This window comes from Larkinella sp. C7 (genome assembly GCF_006149005.1).
In the GTDB taxonomy this organism is placed as follows: Bacteria; Bacteroidota; Bacteroidia; order Cytophagales; family Spirosomataceae; genus Larkinella.
In genome coordinates this window covers 458,666-476,070 of record NZ_VBSL01000006.1, presented here as the reverse complement: position 1 = coordinate 476,070, position 17,405 = coordinate 458,666, and the positions used below count along the sequence as shown (strand labels likewise).

The 17,405-nt window shown below is 55.1% G+C and carries 17 protein-coding genes; 5 read left to right on the top strand and 12 right to left on the bottom strand.

Going from position 1 to position 17,405, the window contains the following annotated elements; genetic code table 11:
- Positions 1-2 precede the first annotated feature (2 nt).
- A complete protein-coding gene (locus FH871_RS18235; RefSeq protein WP_138992836.1) occupies positions 3-374 on the bottom strand; it encodes a hypothetical protein in 372 nt (123 codons plus the stop codon).
- Positions 375-680: 306 nt separating this feature from the next.
- On the opposite strand from FH871_RS18235, the gene FH871_RS18230 reads away from it, so the two are divergent.
- The 4 genes from FH871_RS18230 to FH871_RS18215 all read left to right on the top strand — a co-directional run bounded on the left by FH871_RS18230 (position 681) and on the right by FH871_RS18215 (position 5,746).
- On the top strand, positions 681-2,513 hold the full coding sequence (locus FH871_RS18230; protein WP_229317369.1) for a hypothetical protein: 1,833 nt from the start codon (positions 681-683) through the stop codon (positions 2,511-2,513).
- Positions 2,514-2,530: 17 nt separating this feature from the next.
- Entirely contained in the window at positions 2,531-3,787 is a 1,257-nt protein-coding gene (locus FH871_RS18225) for a mandelate racemase/muconate lactonizing enzyme family protein (RefSeq protein ID WP_138992834.1), read from the top strand.
- 4 nt (positions 3,788-3,791) lie between these two features.
- Positions 3,792-4,805 (top strand): D-2-hydroxyacid dehydrogenase, encoded by a 1,014-nt coding sequence (locus tag FH871_RS18220; RefSeq protein ID WP_138992833.1) that lies wholly within the window; start codon positions 3,792-3,794, stop codon positions 4,803-4,805.
- A 251-nt stretch (positions 4,806-5,056) separates the two neighbouring features.
- Positions 5,057-5,746 carry a GDSL-type esterase/lipase family protein gene (locus tag FH871_RS18215; RefSeq protein ID WP_138992832.1) on the top strand — a complete coding sequence of 230 codons (690 nt, stop codon included), beginning with the start codon at positions 5,057-5,059 and terminating at the stop codon, positions 5,744-5,746.
- Here the strand turns inward: FH871_RS18215 and FH871_RS18210 are convergent.
- Genes FH871_RS18210 through FH871_RS18160 form a run of 11 tightly spaced genes read right to left on the bottom strand, consistent with a single transcriptional unit; the run spans position 5,743 to position 16,265 of the window.
- A complete protein-coding gene (locus FH871_RS18210; protein ID WP_138992831.1) occupies positions 5,743-6,519 on the bottom strand; it encodes an SDR family oxidoreductase in 777 nt (258 codons plus the stop codon). The two genes, FH871_RS18215 and FH871_RS18210, sit on opposite strands and share 4 nt — an antisense overlap.
- Before the next feature lie 14 nt (positions 6,520-6,533).
- A complete protein-coding gene (locus tag FH871_RS18205; RefSeq protein ID WP_138992830.1) occupies positions 6,534-7,490 on the bottom strand; it encodes an aldo/keto reductase in 957 nt (318 codons plus the stop codon).
- A complete protein-coding gene (locus tag FH871_RS18200) occupies positions 7,490-8,296 on the bottom strand; it encodes an HpcH/HpaI aldolase/citrate lyase family protein (protein WP_138992829.1) in 807 nt (268 codons plus the stop codon). Before FH871_RS18200 ends, FH871_RS18205 begins: the two co-directional genes overlap by 1 nt.
- A gap of 24 nt (positions 8,297-8,320) precedes the next feature.
- The gene (locus FH871_RS18195) at positions 8,321-9,277 is read right to left on the bottom strand and encodes a 6-bladed beta-propeller (protein WP_138992828.1); all 957 of its coding nucleotides are present in this window, start codon (positions 9,275-9,277) and stop codon (positions 8,321-8,323) included.
- A 1-nt stretch (position 9,278) separates the two neighbouring features.
- Positions 9,279-10,028 (bottom strand): phytanoyl-CoA dioxygenase family protein, encoded by a 750-nt coding sequence (locus tag FH871_RS18190; RefSeq protein ID WP_138992827.1) that lies wholly within the window; start codon positions 10,026-10,028, stop codon positions 9,279-9,281.
- A 24-nt stretch (positions 10,029-10,052) separates the two neighbouring features.
- Entirely contained in the window at positions 10,053-11,435 is a 1,383-nt protein-coding gene (locus FH871_RS18185; RefSeq protein ID WP_138992826.1) for a neutral/alkaline non-lysosomal ceramidase N-terminal domain-containing protein, read from the bottom strand.
- 24 nt (positions 11,436-11,459) lie between these two features.
- Positions 11,460-12,542, bottom strand: a complete 1,083-nt coding sequence (locus FH871_RS18180) for a dipeptidase (RefSeq protein ID WP_138992825.1) — start codon at positions 12,540-12,542, stop codon at positions 11,460-11,462.
- The gene (locus FH871_RS18175) at positions 12,539-13,504 is read right to left on the bottom strand and encodes a 3-hydroxyacyl-CoA dehydrogenase family protein (RefSeq protein ID WP_138992824.1); all 966 of its coding nucleotides are present in this window, start codon (positions 13,502-13,504) and stop codon (positions 12,539-12,541) included. The genes FH871_RS18180 and FH871_RS18175 overlap by 4 nt, the downstream gene beginning before the upstream one ends.
- A gap of 58 nt (positions 13,505-13,562) precedes the next feature.
- Complete coding sequence (locus FH871_RS18170; protein WP_138992823.1) at positions 13,563-14,873, bottom strand: aspartate aminotransferase family protein; 1,311 nt, start codon at positions 14,871-14,873, stop codon at positions 13,563-13,565.
- Between the two features lie 9 nt (positions 14,874-14,882).
- Positions 14,883-15,860, bottom strand: coding sequence for a 3-hydroxyacyl-CoA dehydrogenase family protein (locus FH871_RS18165; RefSeq protein WP_138992822.1), 978 nt, complete (start codon positions 15,858-15,860; stop codon positions 14,883-14,885).
- Between the two features lie 15 nt (positions 15,861-15,875).
- Positions 15,876-16,265 carry a RidA family protein gene (locus FH871_RS18160; RefSeq protein WP_138992821.1) on the bottom strand — a complete coding sequence of 130 codons (390 nt, stop codon included), beginning with the start codon at positions 16,263-16,265 and terminating at the stop codon, positions 15,876-15,878.
- A 200-nt stretch (positions 16,266-16,465) separates the two neighbouring features.
- Between FH871_RS18160 and FH871_RS18155 the strand changes: the two genes are divergently transcribed.
- Complete coding sequence (locus FH871_RS18155) at positions 16,466-17,335, top strand: AraC family transcriptional regulator (protein WP_138992820.1); 870 nt, start codon at positions 16,466-16,468, stop codon at positions 17,333-17,335.
- The last annotated feature ends 70 nt before the right edge of the window (positions 17,336-17,405 follow it).

Below are 17,405 nucleotides of genomic sequence, written 5' to 3'. Positions count from 1 at the left end.
GACTAGTCGGCTATTCTATTCTGCGGTTTATAATTCCGGTTCACGAAAGCCGGTTTTGAAGGAATCGCAATGGCGGTATCGCCCAAACCACCCCGGCGTTGGTGTTCCCGGTAGCCGGTAATTTCCTGCGCCTTGCGGTTCCGAATCCGGAATTCTACCCCCGATTCCGGCTCCCACTGACGGGCAGCGGTTATTTTATTCGGATGTTTATAAGCCGCCGTCGAATACGTCAGATCGTTTTTTAATCTATTCTGCGCAGCCACCTCGGTCACCTCCTTGGGGGCGATGGATTTGTAGCGGTCAGCCTGGACGGAAGGAGCGCTCATCAGCGTCAGGGAAGAAGCAACGAACAGGGAGTGGAGGATCGTTTTCATGGCGTAGGAAGTTTGGTTTGGTTGTCCGTTTTGGATGAATTAAAGGTCCGCTTTCGGACGAAAAAACGCTGTCACAAATGAGTCAATCCCTGCTACTTTTGAGAAAAGACGGGGATCTCCCGTAAACCCTGGCAGGTTACGGGATGGCTTCGCCCAAATGGCATCCTGCCTGAAAGAAAGTATCAGAATTGCACCTAAAAGTAAGAGAATAGCCAACCGGCAGCAGTTACTTTTGTACATATCAGTGATCCTACGGGCATAAATCACCCCACTTTCCCTTAACGAGTTGTCATGAGATCTGAAAAAATGAAAACCCGGCGAGACTTCCTGCGGACGGGCTTGATCAGTGCCACGGCCGTTCCGGTCTTGCCAAATCTGCTGGAAGGTTCATCGGACGACGAGCCGGTGTCGCACGCCGGTGAACAGCGGACGACACCGCCCAAAAAACCGGCGTTGGACAAACACCGCAACCTGTTCAACGGTGATACCTGCGTGTATTTTTACAATCCGGAGCTCTGGCAACCCGAAGACTATTCGCTGAAAACCGTTGCCAATCCGCGCACCGGCAAAATGGGTACCAAACCGGTAGCGGTGGGCGGGCCGTTCAAAGCCAAAGCCATTCACCGTTACGTGGATGTATTGGCCGACAACGGGATTGATACCTTCGTGATCAACGCCAACGCCAACCGCGCCTGGTATCCCAGCAAAAAAATCCCCAGCATTCTCGATGGCTACAAACGGGGCGACCGCGACTTTTTTCGCGGCCACGCCGTCTGTCAGGGCATCACCGAACCGGAAGCCGTCGAAGAATTTCTCGATAATTTCTCGCGTTTCATGGACCGTTATCAGGATCTGATCGACGCGGGCGTGGACTGGCTGGCCGAAACCGCCAAAGCGTGTCGACGCCGGAAAATCTCGCCCTGGGTCAGCATTCGCATGAACGACATGCACGGGAGTCGCAACCCGGAAGGCAGCTTTTTCAATCTGCCGCTTTTTAAGAAGAAAGAGATGCGGCTGCAACACGCTTCGTACGGCTTGCAGAATGCGCAGGACCGGATCGGGTTGAATTACGAAAAACCGGAAGTCCGCGCCCTGATGTTCGAGCAGATTCGGGAAGTGGTGGAAGACTACGATTATGAAGGCCTGGAACTGGACTGGTGGCGCCAACCGCTCTGCTGCGAACCCGGTGCCTCGCCCGAAACCATCGCGATGATGAACGACTGGTTTCGCCAGATTCGCGCGCTCACGCAGCGTCAGGCGAAGAAAACCGGAAAACCGTATCCGTTCGGGATGCGCATTCCGGGAGCACTGGACCAACTGAAAGCCATTGGCGTGGATGTGGTCACGCTGTGTCAGGACGGAACCCTTGATTTCGTCATTCCGGCGGGTTTCTGGGCCACCACCTGGGACATGCCGCACGACGAATTCCGAAAACGCCTGGGCGACCGCGTGACCATCTACGGTTCCGTAGACGATGGCGCCAACAGCCTGCCCACGCAGAACGAGTCGGGGACCGTCAAAGAGCGGATGCGGTACATTAGCGCCAGTCCAGAAATTGTGCGGGCCAATGCGGCCGCGAAACTGGCCATGGGCGCGCAGGGCATCGAATGGTTCAACTTTTTCTGTACGGATCAACCGTTAATTCCGGGCATTCGGTCCGATTACACGGCCTTGCGCGACATCGATAAGCTCAATTTTTTACGGGGAAAACCGAAACAGTACTGTTTTAGCACCGCCGGGGCGTTTTTCAATCCAACCCCGTTTGAGCTTCCCGCCCAGTTGCCCGCCAGCATTGGCCCTTTTGCGCAACGTTCGTTCCAACTGGCCATGTGCGCCGAACCCGCCGACCAGAATCTGGAAATGCTGGTGCAGGTGGTGCTGAAAGCCGGCGAAAAACCAACCTACCTGCCGGTTTCGATCAACGGCTGCTGGCCGAATCTCAAGAACGAATCGACCGCCAAACTGCTCCTCCCCTGCGGGTCGCTGACGCATTTGACCAAAGATCATGTGGGCTACACCTACCGGTTTCCCGTTTCGCTCATCACCGACGGCTGGAACAAAATTGTCATTGAAAACCAAAGCAAAGAGCCCATTACGGTGGCGGCCCTTGAAATCGCCGTTCAATCGAAAGCGGTTTAAGGAACTGCCGGACTGACATGAAAATTACAAACGTCGAAACCATCCTGCTGACGGGTCCCTGTACAAATGACCCGTATCTTTCCGAAGCGCGAAAACTGCGCAGTGCGGCTTTTATCCGCATCGAAACCGACGCCGGGCTGACCGGTTTGGGCGAAACCTACGCCGGGTATTTTTTCCCGGAAGGCGTCCCCGCCATTGTGGATTTTTTCAAACCGATTCTGATCGGCAATACCGTCGATGACATTCCGGAATTGTGGCAACGGATGTACCAGTGCGGCAATTTCTGGTGCCGCGTCGGCCTGGGTGCCATTGTGCTGGCCGGAATCGAAGCCGCTTTGTGGGATTTGAAGGGAAAATTGATGGGCGTTCCGGTTTACAAACTACTGGGCGAAGCGTGGAAAGGCGGTTTTCCACAAACCGCAGAAAACCCATTTGCCGCCCCGGATCAACTTCCCTGCTATGCGACGGGTGGCCCCAGTAATTATCCGCTGGAAAAACTGGGCGACAAAGTGGCCTTTTATCAGTCACTGGGGTTTCAGGGTGTTAAAATCGGAGCCGGGGCGTACTGGAAAGATTCCGGTTTTCATGTTTCTATCGACCCGACTGAAGCGGCTGATTTAGAGGCAAAAAAAGCCGATTATGTCCGTCAGCAGTTTGGCAACGACCTCTGGCTGCTGTTCGACGCCCACATGGGCAATAGTCCGACGCTGACCTGGGGACTCGAAACTGCCACGGTAGTCGCGCGGGCGCTGGAACCGTACCGCCTTTTCTGTTTGGAAGAACCGCTGCACTACACCCGCCCCGACCTCTACGCCGAACTGCGCCGGAACACCCAAACGATCATCGCCGGGGGTGAATGCCTGACGGCGGTTTGCGAATGGCAGACGTTCATCGAGCAGGATAGTTTTGGCATCGGCCAGCCCGATGCTTCCTTTACCGCCGGTCTGGATCAGTTCATGCTGGTGGCCTCCCGTCTGGCGCAACGCGGACAGAAGATTGCGCCCCATGCCTGGGGAGCGGGCGGTTCGCAGATGCAGAATATCCACTGCGGTTTTGCCTGCCCGAACACGGTGATTCTGGAAGTCGCTCCCGCCTATGGTCCGCTGCACAGCGAAGTCATCGGCGACAGTCTGCAACTGAAAAACGGTTACGTAGTGCGCCCCGAAAAACCGGGTTTGGGCATTGACTTGACTGATGAAACGATTCGCCGGTTCCCGTTTATTCCCGGCAGCGGTGAATTTAACAGCGTTCCCGGCAAAATCCTGACGACCTGAAACCATGCTGAAAGTCTTGATTGATATGCCGGTATACGAACCGGTTCTCCGTTCGTTGCAGCAACTACCGGGCGTTTCGGTCGCCGTTGTGGAGCAGCCGGAGGAAAAAGTAAGGCCGTTGCCGACCGATCAGATTCAGGATTGCGATGTTCTGTTCTGCACGTTTCTCCCCGAAAACCACGAAGCGATGACGCGGCTGAAACTGGTGCAGATCAGTTCGGCGGGCTACAGCCAGTTGTTTGGCAAAAACCTCGTGGAGCGGGGCGTCCGGGCCTGCAACTCCCTCGGTGTTTTCGACGTGCCGATTGCGGAATGGAACATCGCCATGATGATCAACCTGGCCCGCGACCTGCGCGGGCTGGTTCGGAATCAGGAGGGCCAGATCTGGGATCGGTCGGCCCGGTTTCAGAACGAAATTCGCGGCTCGGTGGTCGGCATCTGGGGCTACGGCGGGATTGGCCGCGAAACCGCCCGGCTGGCCAAAGCGCTGGGCATGACGGTTCACGTGCTGGTTCGGCAGCCGATTCAGCCGAGGGATGCGGTTTACAACGTCCCCGGAACCGGTGATTCCGAAGGCAATCTGCCCGACCGCGTGTTTTACGGTTCCGAAAAAGAAGCGTTTCTACAAAGCCTGGATTTTCTGGTGCTGGCAATTCCGCAAACGGGAACCACCACGGGAATCCTGGGCGAATCCGAACTTCGGCTGCTGAAACCCACAGCCTTTTTGCTCAACCCGGCGCGGGGCCCTTTGATTCAGGAAGCCGCCCTGATCAGGGCGCTGGCGGAGGGCTGGATTGCGGGGGCCGCCCTCGACACCCACTACCACTACCCCATGCCGCCGGAGCATCCACTCTGGCACTTCCCGAACGTCATCCTGACGCCCCACATTTCGGGTTCCAGCCTGAGTCCCCGGTTTCTGGAGCGGGTTTCGTCGATTTTTCTGCACAATGTAGAGCGGTTTCAACTGGGCAACCCGTTGCTGAATGAATTGACGCCTTCGCAACTGGCGGGAAATTAACCGAACGGACGAAGCCGAAACGGCAGCAGAACCAGATCAAGAAAAAACCAGCCCACGGTTTCAACCGTGGGAAACGAGGAAATGCCATTGTTTTATGAAACCGTTTTAACGGTTTTAGGGCCTCGAAACCGTTAAAACGGTTAGTATAAACGCCATTTTTCTCTAAACCCACGGTTTCAACCGTGGGCTGTTAAACAATGCAATGACCGGCCGCGTAGCGGACTCCTATTGGTAGAATAATACATACGATTATGATAAAAACCGCAGCGTTCATCGCACTATTGTTGGTTGGAAATTGGACGGTTTTGGCGCAGGAAATCAAATGGGACAGCACCGTTCGGCCCGACATTTACAAGGCTCGGGTCGATCTATTCCGATCGCTGCCGCATTCCCGCAAAGACGTGGTTTTTCTGGGCAACAGCCTGACCTTCTGGGCCGACTGGAGCGATTTACTGGGCGACAGCCGGTACAAAAACCGGGGCATTCCGGGCGACATCACCTTCGGCGTTCTGGAACGGCTCGACGAAGTGATTCAGGGCCGTCCGGCGAAGGTCTTCATCCTGATTGGCATCAACGATCTCGCGCGAAACATTCCCGACTCCGTCATTCTACAGAACTACCGCCGGATGGCGCGACGGTTGAAAACCGGCACCCCATCCACCCGAATCTATTTCCAGACGCTGCTGCCGACCAACGATTCGTTTCAGAAACTCAGGAGCCACTATAACAAAGAGGGCCACATTCAGACGTTGAATGCGGCCCTGAAAGAAATGGCCCGAACGGAAGGCTTCGAAGTGATCGACCTCCACCCGCATTTTGTGGACGAAGCCGGAAAGCTCAAGAAAGAATACTCCTGGGACGGCGTTCACCTGACGCTGGCGGGCTACCACCAGTGGGCCGAGGTACTGAGCAAGGGGAACTACGTCAAATGGCGGCATTAAGCATTCAAACCGCCATCCATCAGAATATTCTCGCCGTTGATGTAGGCCCCGGCTTCGGAAGCCAGCAACACGATCAATCCCTTGATGTCGTCCTGGTTCGCCATGCGTCGCAGGGGGACTTTTTTGGTGTAATTCTCCAGAAACCGTTCCGGTTGGTGGTTGAAAAGCCCGCCGGGACTGACGCAGTTGACGCGCACGTTTTTCCCCGCCAGAATCTGGGCCATGTATTTCGTCAGGTTGAGTAAACCCGCATTGTGAAAGAAATAATCGGGGGGCGGATTGCCCATCGTGGTGCCTTCGTAATTGGACAGATCCGGGCCGAACATGCCCATCATCGAGCCGATGTTGATGATGCTACCACCCCCATTCTCGACAATCAGGTCGGCCATTTCGCGCAGGATGTCCATCGAACCGGTCGCATTGACCCGCATCGATTCCGCAAAATCCGCCAGGGGTGCATCGTAGCCCTTCATGGGCCGCGAAACCGCATTGTTGACGAACACATCCAGCTTGCCGAACTGCAAACGGATTTGGGTTTTCAGGTTTTGAACCGAATCCGGATCGCCCTGATCGACCGGCAGGGCAAACACATCCAGCCCACGGGACTGAAACTGAGTGGCTACTTCCTGCCCGGCGGCCAGGTTTCGGGAAGCCGTGATCACGGTCGAACCGGCTTCCGCCAGCCCTTCCACGATGCACTTGCCGTAGTTGCCCGCACCACCTGTCACCAGACTCACTTTGCCGGTTAAATTAAATAAATCGTTGATATGCATACAGTTGTTCGCAGTTAGTTTAACCAGCCCATCCGGTCCCAGTGGGGCAGGTTGAGAAAAGCGGGGTCGGGATAAGCCAGGTTTTTCGCCCGGACCAGCGTTTCGGCATCCAGATGAGGGCCATTCACGGCCGCCAGCGACTGGTGCAGATAGTCCGGTTTGTCGATGCCCACCAATAGGGAAGACACTTCGGGGAAGGTCGCCACGAACCGAACGGCCAGCGTGGACAAATCCGGAAAACCGGTAGCCACCAGGTCATCAAACCGGCGGAGGTGGTTTTCAACATCCGCCAGCGCCGGGTGCAGTTGCTGGCCTTTGCTGGTCAGTAAGCCTTTCATCAGAACCGACCGAACGACGATGCCGACACCCTTTTCCGCAGCCTGTGCAAACGCCTGCGCCTGTCGCTGGTCCATCAGGTTAAACGGCAGTTGAATGACATCCCACACCCCGGTTTCGATGGCTTTCTGGGTTTCCTCAACCGAATAGGTTGAGACGCCCGTACTCCGAATGGCACCCTCTGCTTTCAAATCCGCAAAAATGGGGGCAATTTCCTCATTTTCTAAAATCCCCAGATCGGCCTGGTGGAGCATGAAAATATCGACATAATCCGTCTGCAAAGCCGTCAGGCTCTCTAAAAGCGACGTCTTAATGAGCTTTTTCAGGGCAAAACCGGTAGGAAGTTCGCCGTTTCCATCGCGCAACTGGCGGCATTTGGTCCCGATCACGACCTGTTCGCGCCGGTCCCGAAAAGCCTTGCCCATGATGGTTTCACTCGCGCCATACAGGCGGGCCGTATCGAAAAAATTGACGCCCGATTCCGTGGCTTCGTGCAGCAATCGGATCGATTCGTCTTCCGACAGCATGTCAGCTTCGCTTTTGACGCCAATGCCGTAGGGCAGTCCGATTTCAACCCCACCGAACGCCAGTTCCGAAACCGCAATGCCGGTTTTTCCCAGTTCCCTTTTTCTCATTATTTATACCCTCCCTGAGCCGATTGAACCGGTGTTGTTTCTTTGTTGAAGCGATTGATCAAACCGTGACAATAATTGCTGACGCCCACGACATCGGCACCCACGCTGACGAACCTGTAGCCCATCGCGACGAACTCCTCCAGCCGGTCGATGGGGCCGGTGGTGGCGGCAAATTTGCCGTGTTTAATACACACTTCGGCGACGCGTTTGCGGGCGGCTACCAGTCGGGGGTGATTCCATTCGCCGGGCGCACCGATGGCCTGGCTGAAATCACCAGGGCCGAAAAACAGCATATCCACGCCGTCGAGGGCGGCAATTTCCTCCAGTTCGTCGAGCGGTTCGGGGTCTTCGATCTGAAGCGCGACAAACCGCTGCTGGTTGGCTTGCCGGAGGTATTCATGAAAATCGAGGTTGGTGTAGGCCCCATCGGCATTGCCGCCGTCGATGGCCCGCAGGCCCAGGGGGTGAAACCGGGTCATCTGAACCACTTTCTTCGCGTCTTCCAGACCCATGCAGTGCGGCACCAGAATGCCGGTGGCGTCCAGTTCCAGCGGTTTGACGTAATCGCTGTAGCTGCCGCGCGGCACCCGGACCATGATGTCGGCATCCTGCGATTTGGTCGCCCAGATGTGCGAACTCACCACCGACCAATCCTGTCCCTGGTGTTCACGGTCGATCCAGATGCAGTCAAAACCGGTCAAAGCCACCAGTTCGGACGCCTGACCATCGCCAAAATTCACTTTAAAACAACTGACCACTTCGCCAGCTCGTAACTTCTTCAATACCCGGCTTTCGCGCATTTTCATGGTAAAATCTGTTTTTCCGTTTCGTTATACCCGCTTTAACTGCATGGGGTATACGTTGTTGGCATTCCACTGGCAAACGTACACGTTCTCGTCTGCGTCGATGCAAACGTCGTGCGGATGGACAAAAACCGGACGGTGTTGCGATTGCGTTTGTAAGATACCGTTTTCATAGATCGGTTCGGTGCCGCCCGGCGTCGAGATCACCCGATCATTTTCATCCAGAATGGTGATGTAGCCCGAGCCTATATTCCGGTTGGTGGTGGACCGAAAGACAGCCGCAAAAACATACTGATCGTGAATAACCGGTCGGCAGACAAACGAGCCGGGCAGCGGAATCGTGCTGATGTACTGCCCGTCCAGTGTGAACCGCTTGAGCACATTGTGATTCCGGGAGGTAAGCAACAAGGTCGGCTCATCCGGTTTTCGGGTGTCGAGCGCAATCCCGTGTACGCAGTCAAACTGCCCGTTTTCATCGCCCCGCCCGCCCCAGTGCCGGATGTAGTCGCCCTGGCTGGTGTACTGAATGACGTATTGCAGCCCATAGCCATCGGTTACATACAGATCACCGGTCGGACCAACGGCGGTTTGGGTCGGCAGAAACTGGTCGGCAGCGGTGTAGGCACTGATTTCCCGGGGATAATCCAGCGTCATCACAACCTGACCCGTTAGCGTCGTTTTAATGACCTGATGGCGATCAATGTCCGTAATCAACAGAAATTCTTCACCGTTTTCGTTAACTAACGTCAACCCGTGGCCGCCCGGATAGTCCGTTCCCCACGAATCCAGCAGCTTTCCCGACCGGTCGTAGATCAGGATGTTGTTGCGGGTTTCATTGGTCAGCATCAAAATCCGGCCCTGGGCGTCGATCACCATTTCGTGGCAATCCTTCACCGGATGCGTCGCCGGATTCAGCTTGCCCCAGTCCGGGAAAACCTGATACCGGTGCGTGCCGTGACCAATAAGCGTCTCCGGATCGATCATCTCAGAGGGTTTCAGCGTGCAATTTCTTCTGGTAAGCCGCTTTGGCTTCGGTATCCTCCTTCGCCGATTCGGCCCAGTAAATCAGACCGATGGCTTTGCGCGTACGGTTTTCGGTGCGGTTGGCTTCCGCCCAGTGGATCGTCATCGAATGGTGAATCAGCAGATCACCCGGTTTGGCGGGAAAAGCAACGGCCTTGGCCTGATCGTCTTCGGTCCAGAAATCCGTGATGCCCTGCGAGAACCCGAGCGTCTGGGTCCGGCCGTGCGGTCGAATGCCGTTTTGGTGCGAACCGGTCACGTAGCGAACGCAACCGTTCTCGGCATCGACATCCTCCAGCGCCAGCCACATCGTCACGGCTTCGGTCGGTTTCAGCATGAAATAATAATTGTCCTGGTGCGGGGGCGTCGGTTTGCCGATTTTGGGCGGTTTGTTGAAATATTCAAGGGTTTTAGGAATAGCCACATCGTCCAGCAGAAACTCGGCAATTTGCTTGAATTTGCTGTTATTCAGCATCACATCGAAATAGGCATTGTATTTCTGCATATCGATGAGCTGCTTCAAGGTCGCCGGATCGTTCTTGTCTTCGTAGAAGACGAGTTCTTTGGGCATCGCGGGGACTTCTCCGCTGATAAAATTTTTAACCTGTTCATTGAGTTCACCCACTTCGGCGGGGGATAAAAAACCGGGTAGAAAAACGTATCCGTCCCGGCGAAAGGCTTCTTTCAGGTCTTGCGCGTTTCCTGTTTCCATACGAATTGAACCGTTAGTTGATCGTTATACTTCGTAGTTTACTGCTTCTGAGTTCTTTTTATCCAGCAGGTCAACCAGTTTGGTTCGAATGCGCTCCTCGGCGCCTGGTTCCAGAAAACTGGTCCGGCAACGCCAGGTTTCGTAACCGCCCCGCTGAATTTCGTGCGCGGGTGGCACGTAGCCGACGTAGCCATTGGCCATGGTGATGGTAAAGTAGGGGCTGCCCGACCGGTTTTGCTTGAGCCGCAAACCGGTTTCGGCAAAAAACTCCCCGCCCAAAGCCCCGATTTGCCCCGCCCCGATTTGTATGGCCTGTACCGGAAACAGAATCGTGTCCGGATAGTCATTCAGCAACACCTGTTCGCGGGCATAAATCCGGTGCAATGCATCCGCATCGACCTGTTGAATGGCTTCATACTGCGACACGGCCACCACGCTCCGGGCGGTTTCCAGTTCGTCCGCCGACGGCTTTCGAACGCCCGTCGGAACCTCCGCGTAGTGGGCAAAAAGGTCTGGATTTGTCTGCCAGTCAACGGTTTGCAACGCTTCGCCAACCCGGGCAGCAATGTCCTTGCCGATCAAATCGCTTTTGGCGAAATGCTCTTTCGGATAGCGGTCGGGGTTCAGAAAATCCCAGATGTTGGCTTCTCCGCTCGTGCCGTTGCTCATCATGCCGACAAACGCCGAACCCGCGCCCAGTTGACGGCGCAGTTCATCGGAAAACACCCCAAAGTAATCAGCGGTGATCGTACCATTTTCCCAATCGCCGACGTAATGCAGCGAGTAGTTCGCCAGGACGCTGATCCATTGGTCGTCCAGTCCTTTCACGGCCAGAAAACCGACTTGCGGGTCGATGGGGACCACGCGCCGGTCGATCTGCTGCTCATCGCCAAACGGATTGGTTTTCACGCCGTCGAGTCCACCGGTGACGGGATTGCGGGCGGCATAACCTTCTTTCATGAAAAACCGGCGGCAAACCACGTGTTCCGGCACCTCCACCGCCCCAAATCCGACTTGGGCCGGCCGAAGCTGCTGCGTCGCTTCCACAACGGCTTCCACCAGGAAACCGGGTAGTTTTTGCCGGTAGGGTAAATCGGCGGCTCCCAGCAACAAACTCGCGACGGAGCCAGCCGCGTGGGTGTGCGTACTGGCAATCAATACATTCTGTGGGGCAATGCCGGTCTGGCTCTGGATGATTTGCTTGACCTCGTCCAGCAAATCTTTCGGCATGGCGCAGATGTCGACCATCACCAGGGCCACCAGCGTGTTGTTCTGTTGCAGTACCAACGCCTTGGCATACAACGGGTCGTGGATATAGCGGGCGTAATGGGTGATAAAATCGCCGTTGATCAACGTTCCCAACGGCGGGGTAATGTCTACCTGAGCCGCACCGGCCTGAAAGTTCATCGTTTCGTTCGGTTGGGGGTGTATTTATTTCCAGGCTTTGCGTAAAAACCGCAGCCAGTTTCCGTGAAAAATATTGTCGATATCGGTGGGTTGGTAACCCCGACGGGCCAGAATGTCCTCGTATTTCCGCAAATCGGCGATCGAATTCATGTCCCAGGGCGACTGCTCGGTTCCGAAAATACCGTCCAGATCGCTCCCAATGGCCACGTGATGGCTGTTGCCGGCAATCTGACAGATGTGATCCCAGTGATCGACGAGGTTTTCGAGCCGGATGTCCAGTTGCCAGGGGTCCGAAACCGTATCGATAAACCGAATGTCCATCGCCCAGCAATCGAGCATCCCACCAATCACGGCGTCCCGTTCAATGAGTTGTTTGATCTGCTCATCCGTGAGCTGGCGCTGGTTTGGAACGATCTTCCGAACGTTGTGGTGACTGGCCCAAACCGGCCCCTGATAGCGATCCATCACCTGCCGGAACCCTTCGTCGGTCAGGTGCGTAACGTCCAGAATCAGGTTTAGCTTGCCCATTTCGTTCAGCAATTCGAATCCTAACGGCGTTAGCGGTCCTTCCATTTTCGTACCCGGTGCGTAGCGGCCCGGCCCGAAATGCGACAGACCCATCGCGCGCAAACCGTAGTCGTACGCCCGGTGCAAATACGAGACATCCACCAGCGAATCCGCGCCTTCCAGACTCAGAATATACCCGATCGGTTTCTCTTCGTCAGGCTGTTCGGTATTGTTCCACAACGCCAGATGCGCTTCCAGTTCCGTCCGATTCGTGATCTGGATCATCTCGCCGAGGGTTTCCATTTCGCGGTACCAGACCAGTTGTGCCTGCGTCATGGCCCAGGCTTGCTGTGGCGAGTGCCAGCCGGGCAGCGAACTGCCGTAGGGTGTCACCCGCGACAATTGCGTCGCTACCACCAGACCAATACCGCCTTTCCGGAGTTCGGGCAAACAGACGGTTCCTTTGCCCCGGTCGGGTTTGTCCTTCATCCCCATTTCGCGCAGCCGGATTTCGACCAGCGGGCGCGACAGATCCCGGTTCCATTCCAGGGCGTTCATCGCCAGGTCGAGGTGGGCATCAAAAATCAGTCGCTTCGTCATACTACCACGGTCTGTTTGCTCACCCGCTTCGGGGTTTCGGCGTAATTGAACGGGTATTTGCTGATCAACTCCTGAATCTGGAGGCTAAACTCCCGGAACGATTCGTCCCATTGTTCCACCTCCCCGGCTTCGTACGCGTAGAGTCCTTTTTCGGTACTCATGCCCAAACCGCCGTTCTCCACGATTTCGGTAAAAAACCGGGGGACATGACGGGCCTTCGACAATTCGGGAAACAAATCCTGCATGACGACCCCGTAAATGAACGTTCCCATGAGGTCCATATACCGGAAATTGCCCGAAAAGGGTAAATAATAGCCCGGATCATTCCGGCAGGCGCGGTCGACATCCTCGACGGAAACGTAGCCGTTTTCCACCAGATAAAACGCTTCCCGAATCATGGCACACAGCATCCGGGTTCGAATACCGGTGTCATTCTGAACCACATAGGGGTCTTTTTGCCAGAATAATTTTGCCTGGGTATAAAAGTCATCGACCCGCTTGGGGTCACTTTTTTCGTTGGTGATGATCTCCAGAAAATACGTCGTATCGGCGGGTTCGGTCCAGTTCACGCCGATGATCCGTTCGGGATGGCGGGCGTCCTGCTGGAGACTGCTGAGCGGGATGCTCTCCGTATTAATGGCAATCAGTGCCTGGGGCGAAAGAACCGCTTCCAGTTGCCGGATCAGGGCTTTTTTCTGAGCCTCATTCTCATCCGTACCGGCAATGACCAGATTGACCGTCAATGGGCTATCCAGGTGCCGGATTGCCTTCACCTGCCGGTCCGAGGCATCGATTTCCACCAGGGTTGGCGAAACCGGGCCACAGTCGGTCGTTTCAACCGGGCGGGTGGTATATACCGTCACCGGGTGGCCGGCCTGGCGCAAACAGGCGATGATCCCCGTTGTCCGTTTGCCCCATCCCGTTACGACGATTTCCTCTTTTTCAGGTGATGTGTTCCCCATAATGCGTTGGTGTTAAACCGCTGGAAATAAGCGCAGCAGCCGTCTTCTTTTCGTATCGTTACCAGCCCAGTTCCTCACTTCCCAGCACTTCGCGGGCCGTTTTGATGGCGTGATCAATATCCTCTTCGGTATGGGCGGCACTGATGTACCAAAGACCCCGGCCAATGACCCGGACGCCCCGATCGTGCATGCCCGCAATGAATTTAGCAAGTTTAACCCGGTTATATCCCAGCGTACCCCGGTAATCGGTTACGGACGGCTGGTCGGTAAAACCGGCGTGGAACATCGGTCCCAGTCCCTGCACGCGCAGATTCTGGCCCGTTTCAGCTGCGGCCTGTTCCAGGCCCGTCATCAGTTTTTGACCAAACCGGTACAAGCGTTCATACGGCTGATCTCTTTCCAATACCTGAATCGTGGCCAAAGCGGCCGCAATGGTCGGGTTGCTGGCGTTCATCGTGCCCGCGTGGATCACTTTCGCTTCCTCAATCAACTGCATCCACGCGCGTTTGCCCACGATGGCACTGATCGGATACCCGCTGGCGATGGCTTTGGCAAAAATGGACAGATCAGGCGTGATGCCGAAATAATCCTGAGCCCCTTTGAGCGAAACCCGAAAACCGGTAATGACTTCATCGAAAATCAGTGCCATTTCGTACTGATCGCAGAGGTCGCGGAGCCCTTGCAGAAAACCGTCCTGCGGCACAATGCAGCCGTTGTTACACATAATCGGCTCCGTAATGATGGCGGCCAGTTCATGGTGGTGCTCAGCGACGGTTTTCCGAACCAGCTCCAGATCATTCCAGGGCAAAATAATGAACTCCTCGCGGGAATTCGGGGCCAGACCGGCGCTCCATGGATACACGTTCGGGTCTTCCCGGTCGCCCAGGGCTTCTACCGAAGGCGTCGACAATCCCCAGGCGACGTTGTCGAGCCAGCCGTGGTAATGTCCTTCAAAACGCAGGAACTTGGTTTTACCGGTTTTGGCGCGGGCTACCCGAAAGGCAGTTTGCACGGCCTCGGAACCGTCCAGACAAAACCGCATGAGGTCGGCGGACGGAATCAGGTCGGCCAGTTTTTCGGCCAGTTCAATTTCTTTGTGGTGCTGACCGGCAAAAAGCTGGCCCTGTTCGGAATAGTCGTGGATGGCCTGCAACACTTCCGGGTGCGAATGCCCGAGCAGCAGCGGCCCCTGACTCAGTGTAAAATCCAGGTATTCATTGCCGTCTACGTCGTAGATGCGGCTTCCTTTTCCGTGCGTATAAAAAATGGCGTGGGGATGATTGTACTTGCGGAACTCGGACGAAACGCCCCCGGCCAGCACTTTTTTTGCCCGTTCGAGCAAGGCGGCCGATTCGGTGTAGTGTGTCATTACGTTGGTTTAACCGATTCGTTGGTCGGTCCGGAACGGATACCGGGCGGCCAATTGATAGATATCTTTATTAAAAACCGCAAAGGCCTTGTCCCATTCCTTCGCTTCTTCTTCGGTATAGTCATACAGGCCCTGGGCACTCTGTGTGCCCCGCAACTGCCGGTCCACGAGTTGCTGCATCAGCTTCGGAACCGCTTCGGAATTGCTCAGTTGGGGGAAAAGGCGCCGGAAGATTTCGGGGTAATCCTGCAAACCGGTGTAATCCATCCGCCGGAAAAGGCCCATCATCGTAATCCAGGAACCGGCATCGTAGCGAAACGCCTTGTCGACATCGTCCAGGCTGGCGGCCCCGGTTTCCACCAGGTGCAGGCCTTCGCGGTAAATGGCGTACATCAGGCGGTTGGTTACAAAACCGCGAATGTCTTTTCGCAGCAGCGTGGGCTCTTTTTTCCAGTGGTGGGCCAGTCGAAACACCCAGTCGGCGAGGTCCACCGAGGTGTGGGTGCCGCAGGTGATTTCCATAAACCGGGTCATGTAGGCCGGTTCGGCCCAGTGAACGCCCATAAACCGCTCCGGATTCGGCACATACTGCTGCAACATGCTGATCGGAATGGCCGATGTATTGCTGGCCAGTACGGCGTCATTGCTGACGACAGCGGCTATTTTTTCATAAACGGTTTGTTTGATCGGGATTTTCTCGGTGACACACTCCAGCACCAGCCGGCAGTCGTGCAGTTCGCCATAATCTGCCGAAAGGGTCAGCAGGGCGACGGTTTTTTCCAGCGGCTGCGTGAGCAGTTCGGCTTCTTCGCCGTGTTGCAGTTGGCTAGTAATGCGCTGGAGGGCATCGGCCAGCTCATTGGGCAGGGGGGCGATGGCTTTAACCGGGTGACCAGCCATCAACAGGGCGGCCACGATACTGCTGCCCATCAACCCAAGCCCCACAACGCCTACGCTGATCTCACTCGTTTGTATAGTCTCATCCATTCGCCGAACAGGTTTTCAGGCCGGGAGTTTAACAATGCAATCAATTTCTACTTTCAACCCCTCAGCCAACACCGATTGCACGGTGGTTCGGGCCGGTTTGATTCCCGGAAAATACTGGGCATATACCGTATTGTAGCGGTCGAACTCGGCGATGTCGGCCAGGTGAACGGTGCACTTGACCACATCCTCCAGCGTGGCGCCCGCCGATTCCACAATCGTTTTGATGTTCTGTAAGGTTCGGTGGGTTTCGTCTTCAATGGTTCCCAGCAAAAATTGAGACGTCTTGAAATCGACGGCCGCCTGACCGCTGACAAATAGAAAGCCGCCGGCAATCACCCCGTCTGAATAGGCTCCGGTCGCAAAGGCAGGGTCACGGTCAGGGTGAATCACTTTTGTTTTACTCATGCGTGAAAAAGCAGATAGAAAGGTTGTATTCACCAGGGCCGAATGGTCGACCCTGTACGTATCAGCAAAAGTAGTCGGGAGAGTTTGCTATTTCTGTTACTTTTATCCATATTTCTGATACTATTCTTCATAAGTTTCTGACGGATTCAACAATTATACTATACTTACTGACCAGTTTTACTTTATACGTCCGATTCGCCATGAAAACTATCGAATTTCGGTTACCACAGGAATACGACAAATCTTTTATTGTGTTTCAGGAGATTGGCCAATTTTTCCCCTGTCCGTGGCACTACCATCCCGAGTACGAACTAGTGCTGGTGCTGAAAAGTACCGGTCGCCGGATGGTGGGCGATCATATCGGGTATTTCGACGCGGGCGATCTGGTGTTTATGGGTCCTTCGCTGCCCCACGTCTGGGTGAACGATCCCGAATTTTTCAAGGGAGAAGCCGGCTACCAGGCCGACGCCATTGTCGTTCAGTTTGTCGACTCTTTTCTGGGCAAAACGTTCATGGAAATTCCGGAAATGGAAGCCTTCCGGAGCTTCCTGATGCGGTCGAACCGGGGCATGGTCATCAAGGGCGACACCCGGGAAAAGATCGCCGACACGATGACCCGGATGCTGACGATGAACGGTTTACAGCGATTATCAGCTCTGTTGTCCATTTTTGACCTGCTCGCGCAAACCACTGACTATGAGTTACTGGCCAGCCCCGGTTATGTTCAGACTACCCACCTTAAATCCTCCGACCACCTGCGAAAAATCAACCAGTACATTATGCAGAACTTCCAGGAAGAAATCTCGCTGCCCGAAATTGCGAGCGTTGCCAACATGGCCCTGACGACCTTCTGCTGTTTTTTCAAAGAACACTACCGCGTCTCCTTCGTCGAATACCTGAATACCGTTCGCATTGGGTACGCCTGTAAACTGATTTCCGAAAAAGATTTGAACATTGTCGAAGCTGCCGGTGAAAGCGGTTTCAACAACCTGGCGAACTTCAACCGGCAATTCAAAAAAATCAAGAACATGACGCCCAGTGAGTACCGAAAGACGCTGAATCTCGTCTAATCGCCTTTTCTTCCGAAAAAAAGTACCTTTCCGGCTTTTCCGAAAAATAGTATTACAAATACAGATAAAA

Bases quoted from the DNA above. Each gene is read 5' to 3' on its own strand.
- FH871_RS18200 (WP_138992829.1), bottom strand. From the start codon at position 8,296: ATGAAAATGCGCGAAAGCCGGGTATTGAAGAAGTTACGAGCTGGCGAA.
- FH871_RS18230 (WP_229317369.1), top strand. From the start codon at position 681: ATGAAAACCCGGCGAGACTTCCTGCGGACGGGCTTGATCAGTGCCACG.
- FH871_RS18175 (WP_138992824.1), bottom strand. From the start codon at position 13,504: ATGGGGAACACATCACCTGAAAAAGAGGAAATCGTCGTAACGGGATGG.
- FH871_RS18225 (WP_138992834.1), top strand. From the start codon at position 2,531: ATGAAAATTACAAACGTCGAAACCATCCTGCTGACGGGTCCCTGTACA.
- FH871_RS18155 (WP_138992820.1), top strand. From the start codon at position 16,466: ATGAAAACTATCGAATTTCGGTTACCACAGGAATACGACAAATCTTTT.
- FH871_RS18220 (WP_138992833.1), top strand. From the start codon at position 3,792: ATGCTGAAAGTCTTGATTGATATGCCGGTATACGAACCGGTTCTCCGT.
- FH871_RS18180 (WP_138992825.1), bottom strand. From the start codon at position 12,542: ATGACGAAGCGACTGATTTTTGATGCCCACCTCGACCTGGCGATGAAC.
- FH871_RS18195 (WP_138992828.1), bottom strand. From the start codon at position 9,277: ATGATCGATCCGGAGACGCTTATTGGTCACGGCACGCACCGGTATCAG.
- FH871_RS18205 (WP_138992830.1), bottom strand. From the start codon at position 7,490: ATGAGAAAAAGGGAACTGGGAAAAACCGGCATTGCGGTTTCGGAACTG.
- FH871_RS18235 (WP_138992836.1), bottom strand. From the start codon at position 374: ATGAAAACGATCCTCCACTCCCTGTTCGTTGCTTCTTCCCTGACGCTG.
- FH871_RS18210 (WP_138992831.1), bottom strand. From the start codon at position 6,519: ATGCATATCAACGATTTATTTAATTTAACCGGCAAAGTGAGTCTGGTG.
- FH871_RS18190 (WP_138992827.1), bottom strand. From the start codon at position 10,028: ATGGAAACAGGAAACGCGCAAGACCTGAAAGAAGCCTTTCGCCGGGAC.
- FH871_RS18185 (WP_138992826.1), bottom strand. From the start codon at position 11,435: ATGAACTTTCAGGCCGGTGCGGCTCAGGTAGACATTACCCCGCCGTTG.
- FH871_RS18165 (WP_138992822.1), bottom strand. From the start codon at position 15,860: ATGGATGAGACTATACAAACGAGTGAGATCAGCGTAGGCGTTGTGGGG.
- FH871_RS18170 (WP_138992823.1), bottom strand. From the start codon at position 14,873: ATGACACACTACACCGAATCGGCCGCCTTGCTCGAACGGGCAAAAAAA.
- FH871_RS18215 (WP_138992832.1), top strand. From the start codon at position 5,057: ATGATAAAAACCGCAGCGTTCATCGCACTATTGTTGGTTGGAAATTGG.
- FH871_RS18160 (WP_138992821.1), bottom strand. From the start codon at position 16,265: ATGAGTAAAACAAAAGTGATTCACCCTGACCGTGACCCTGCCTTTGCG.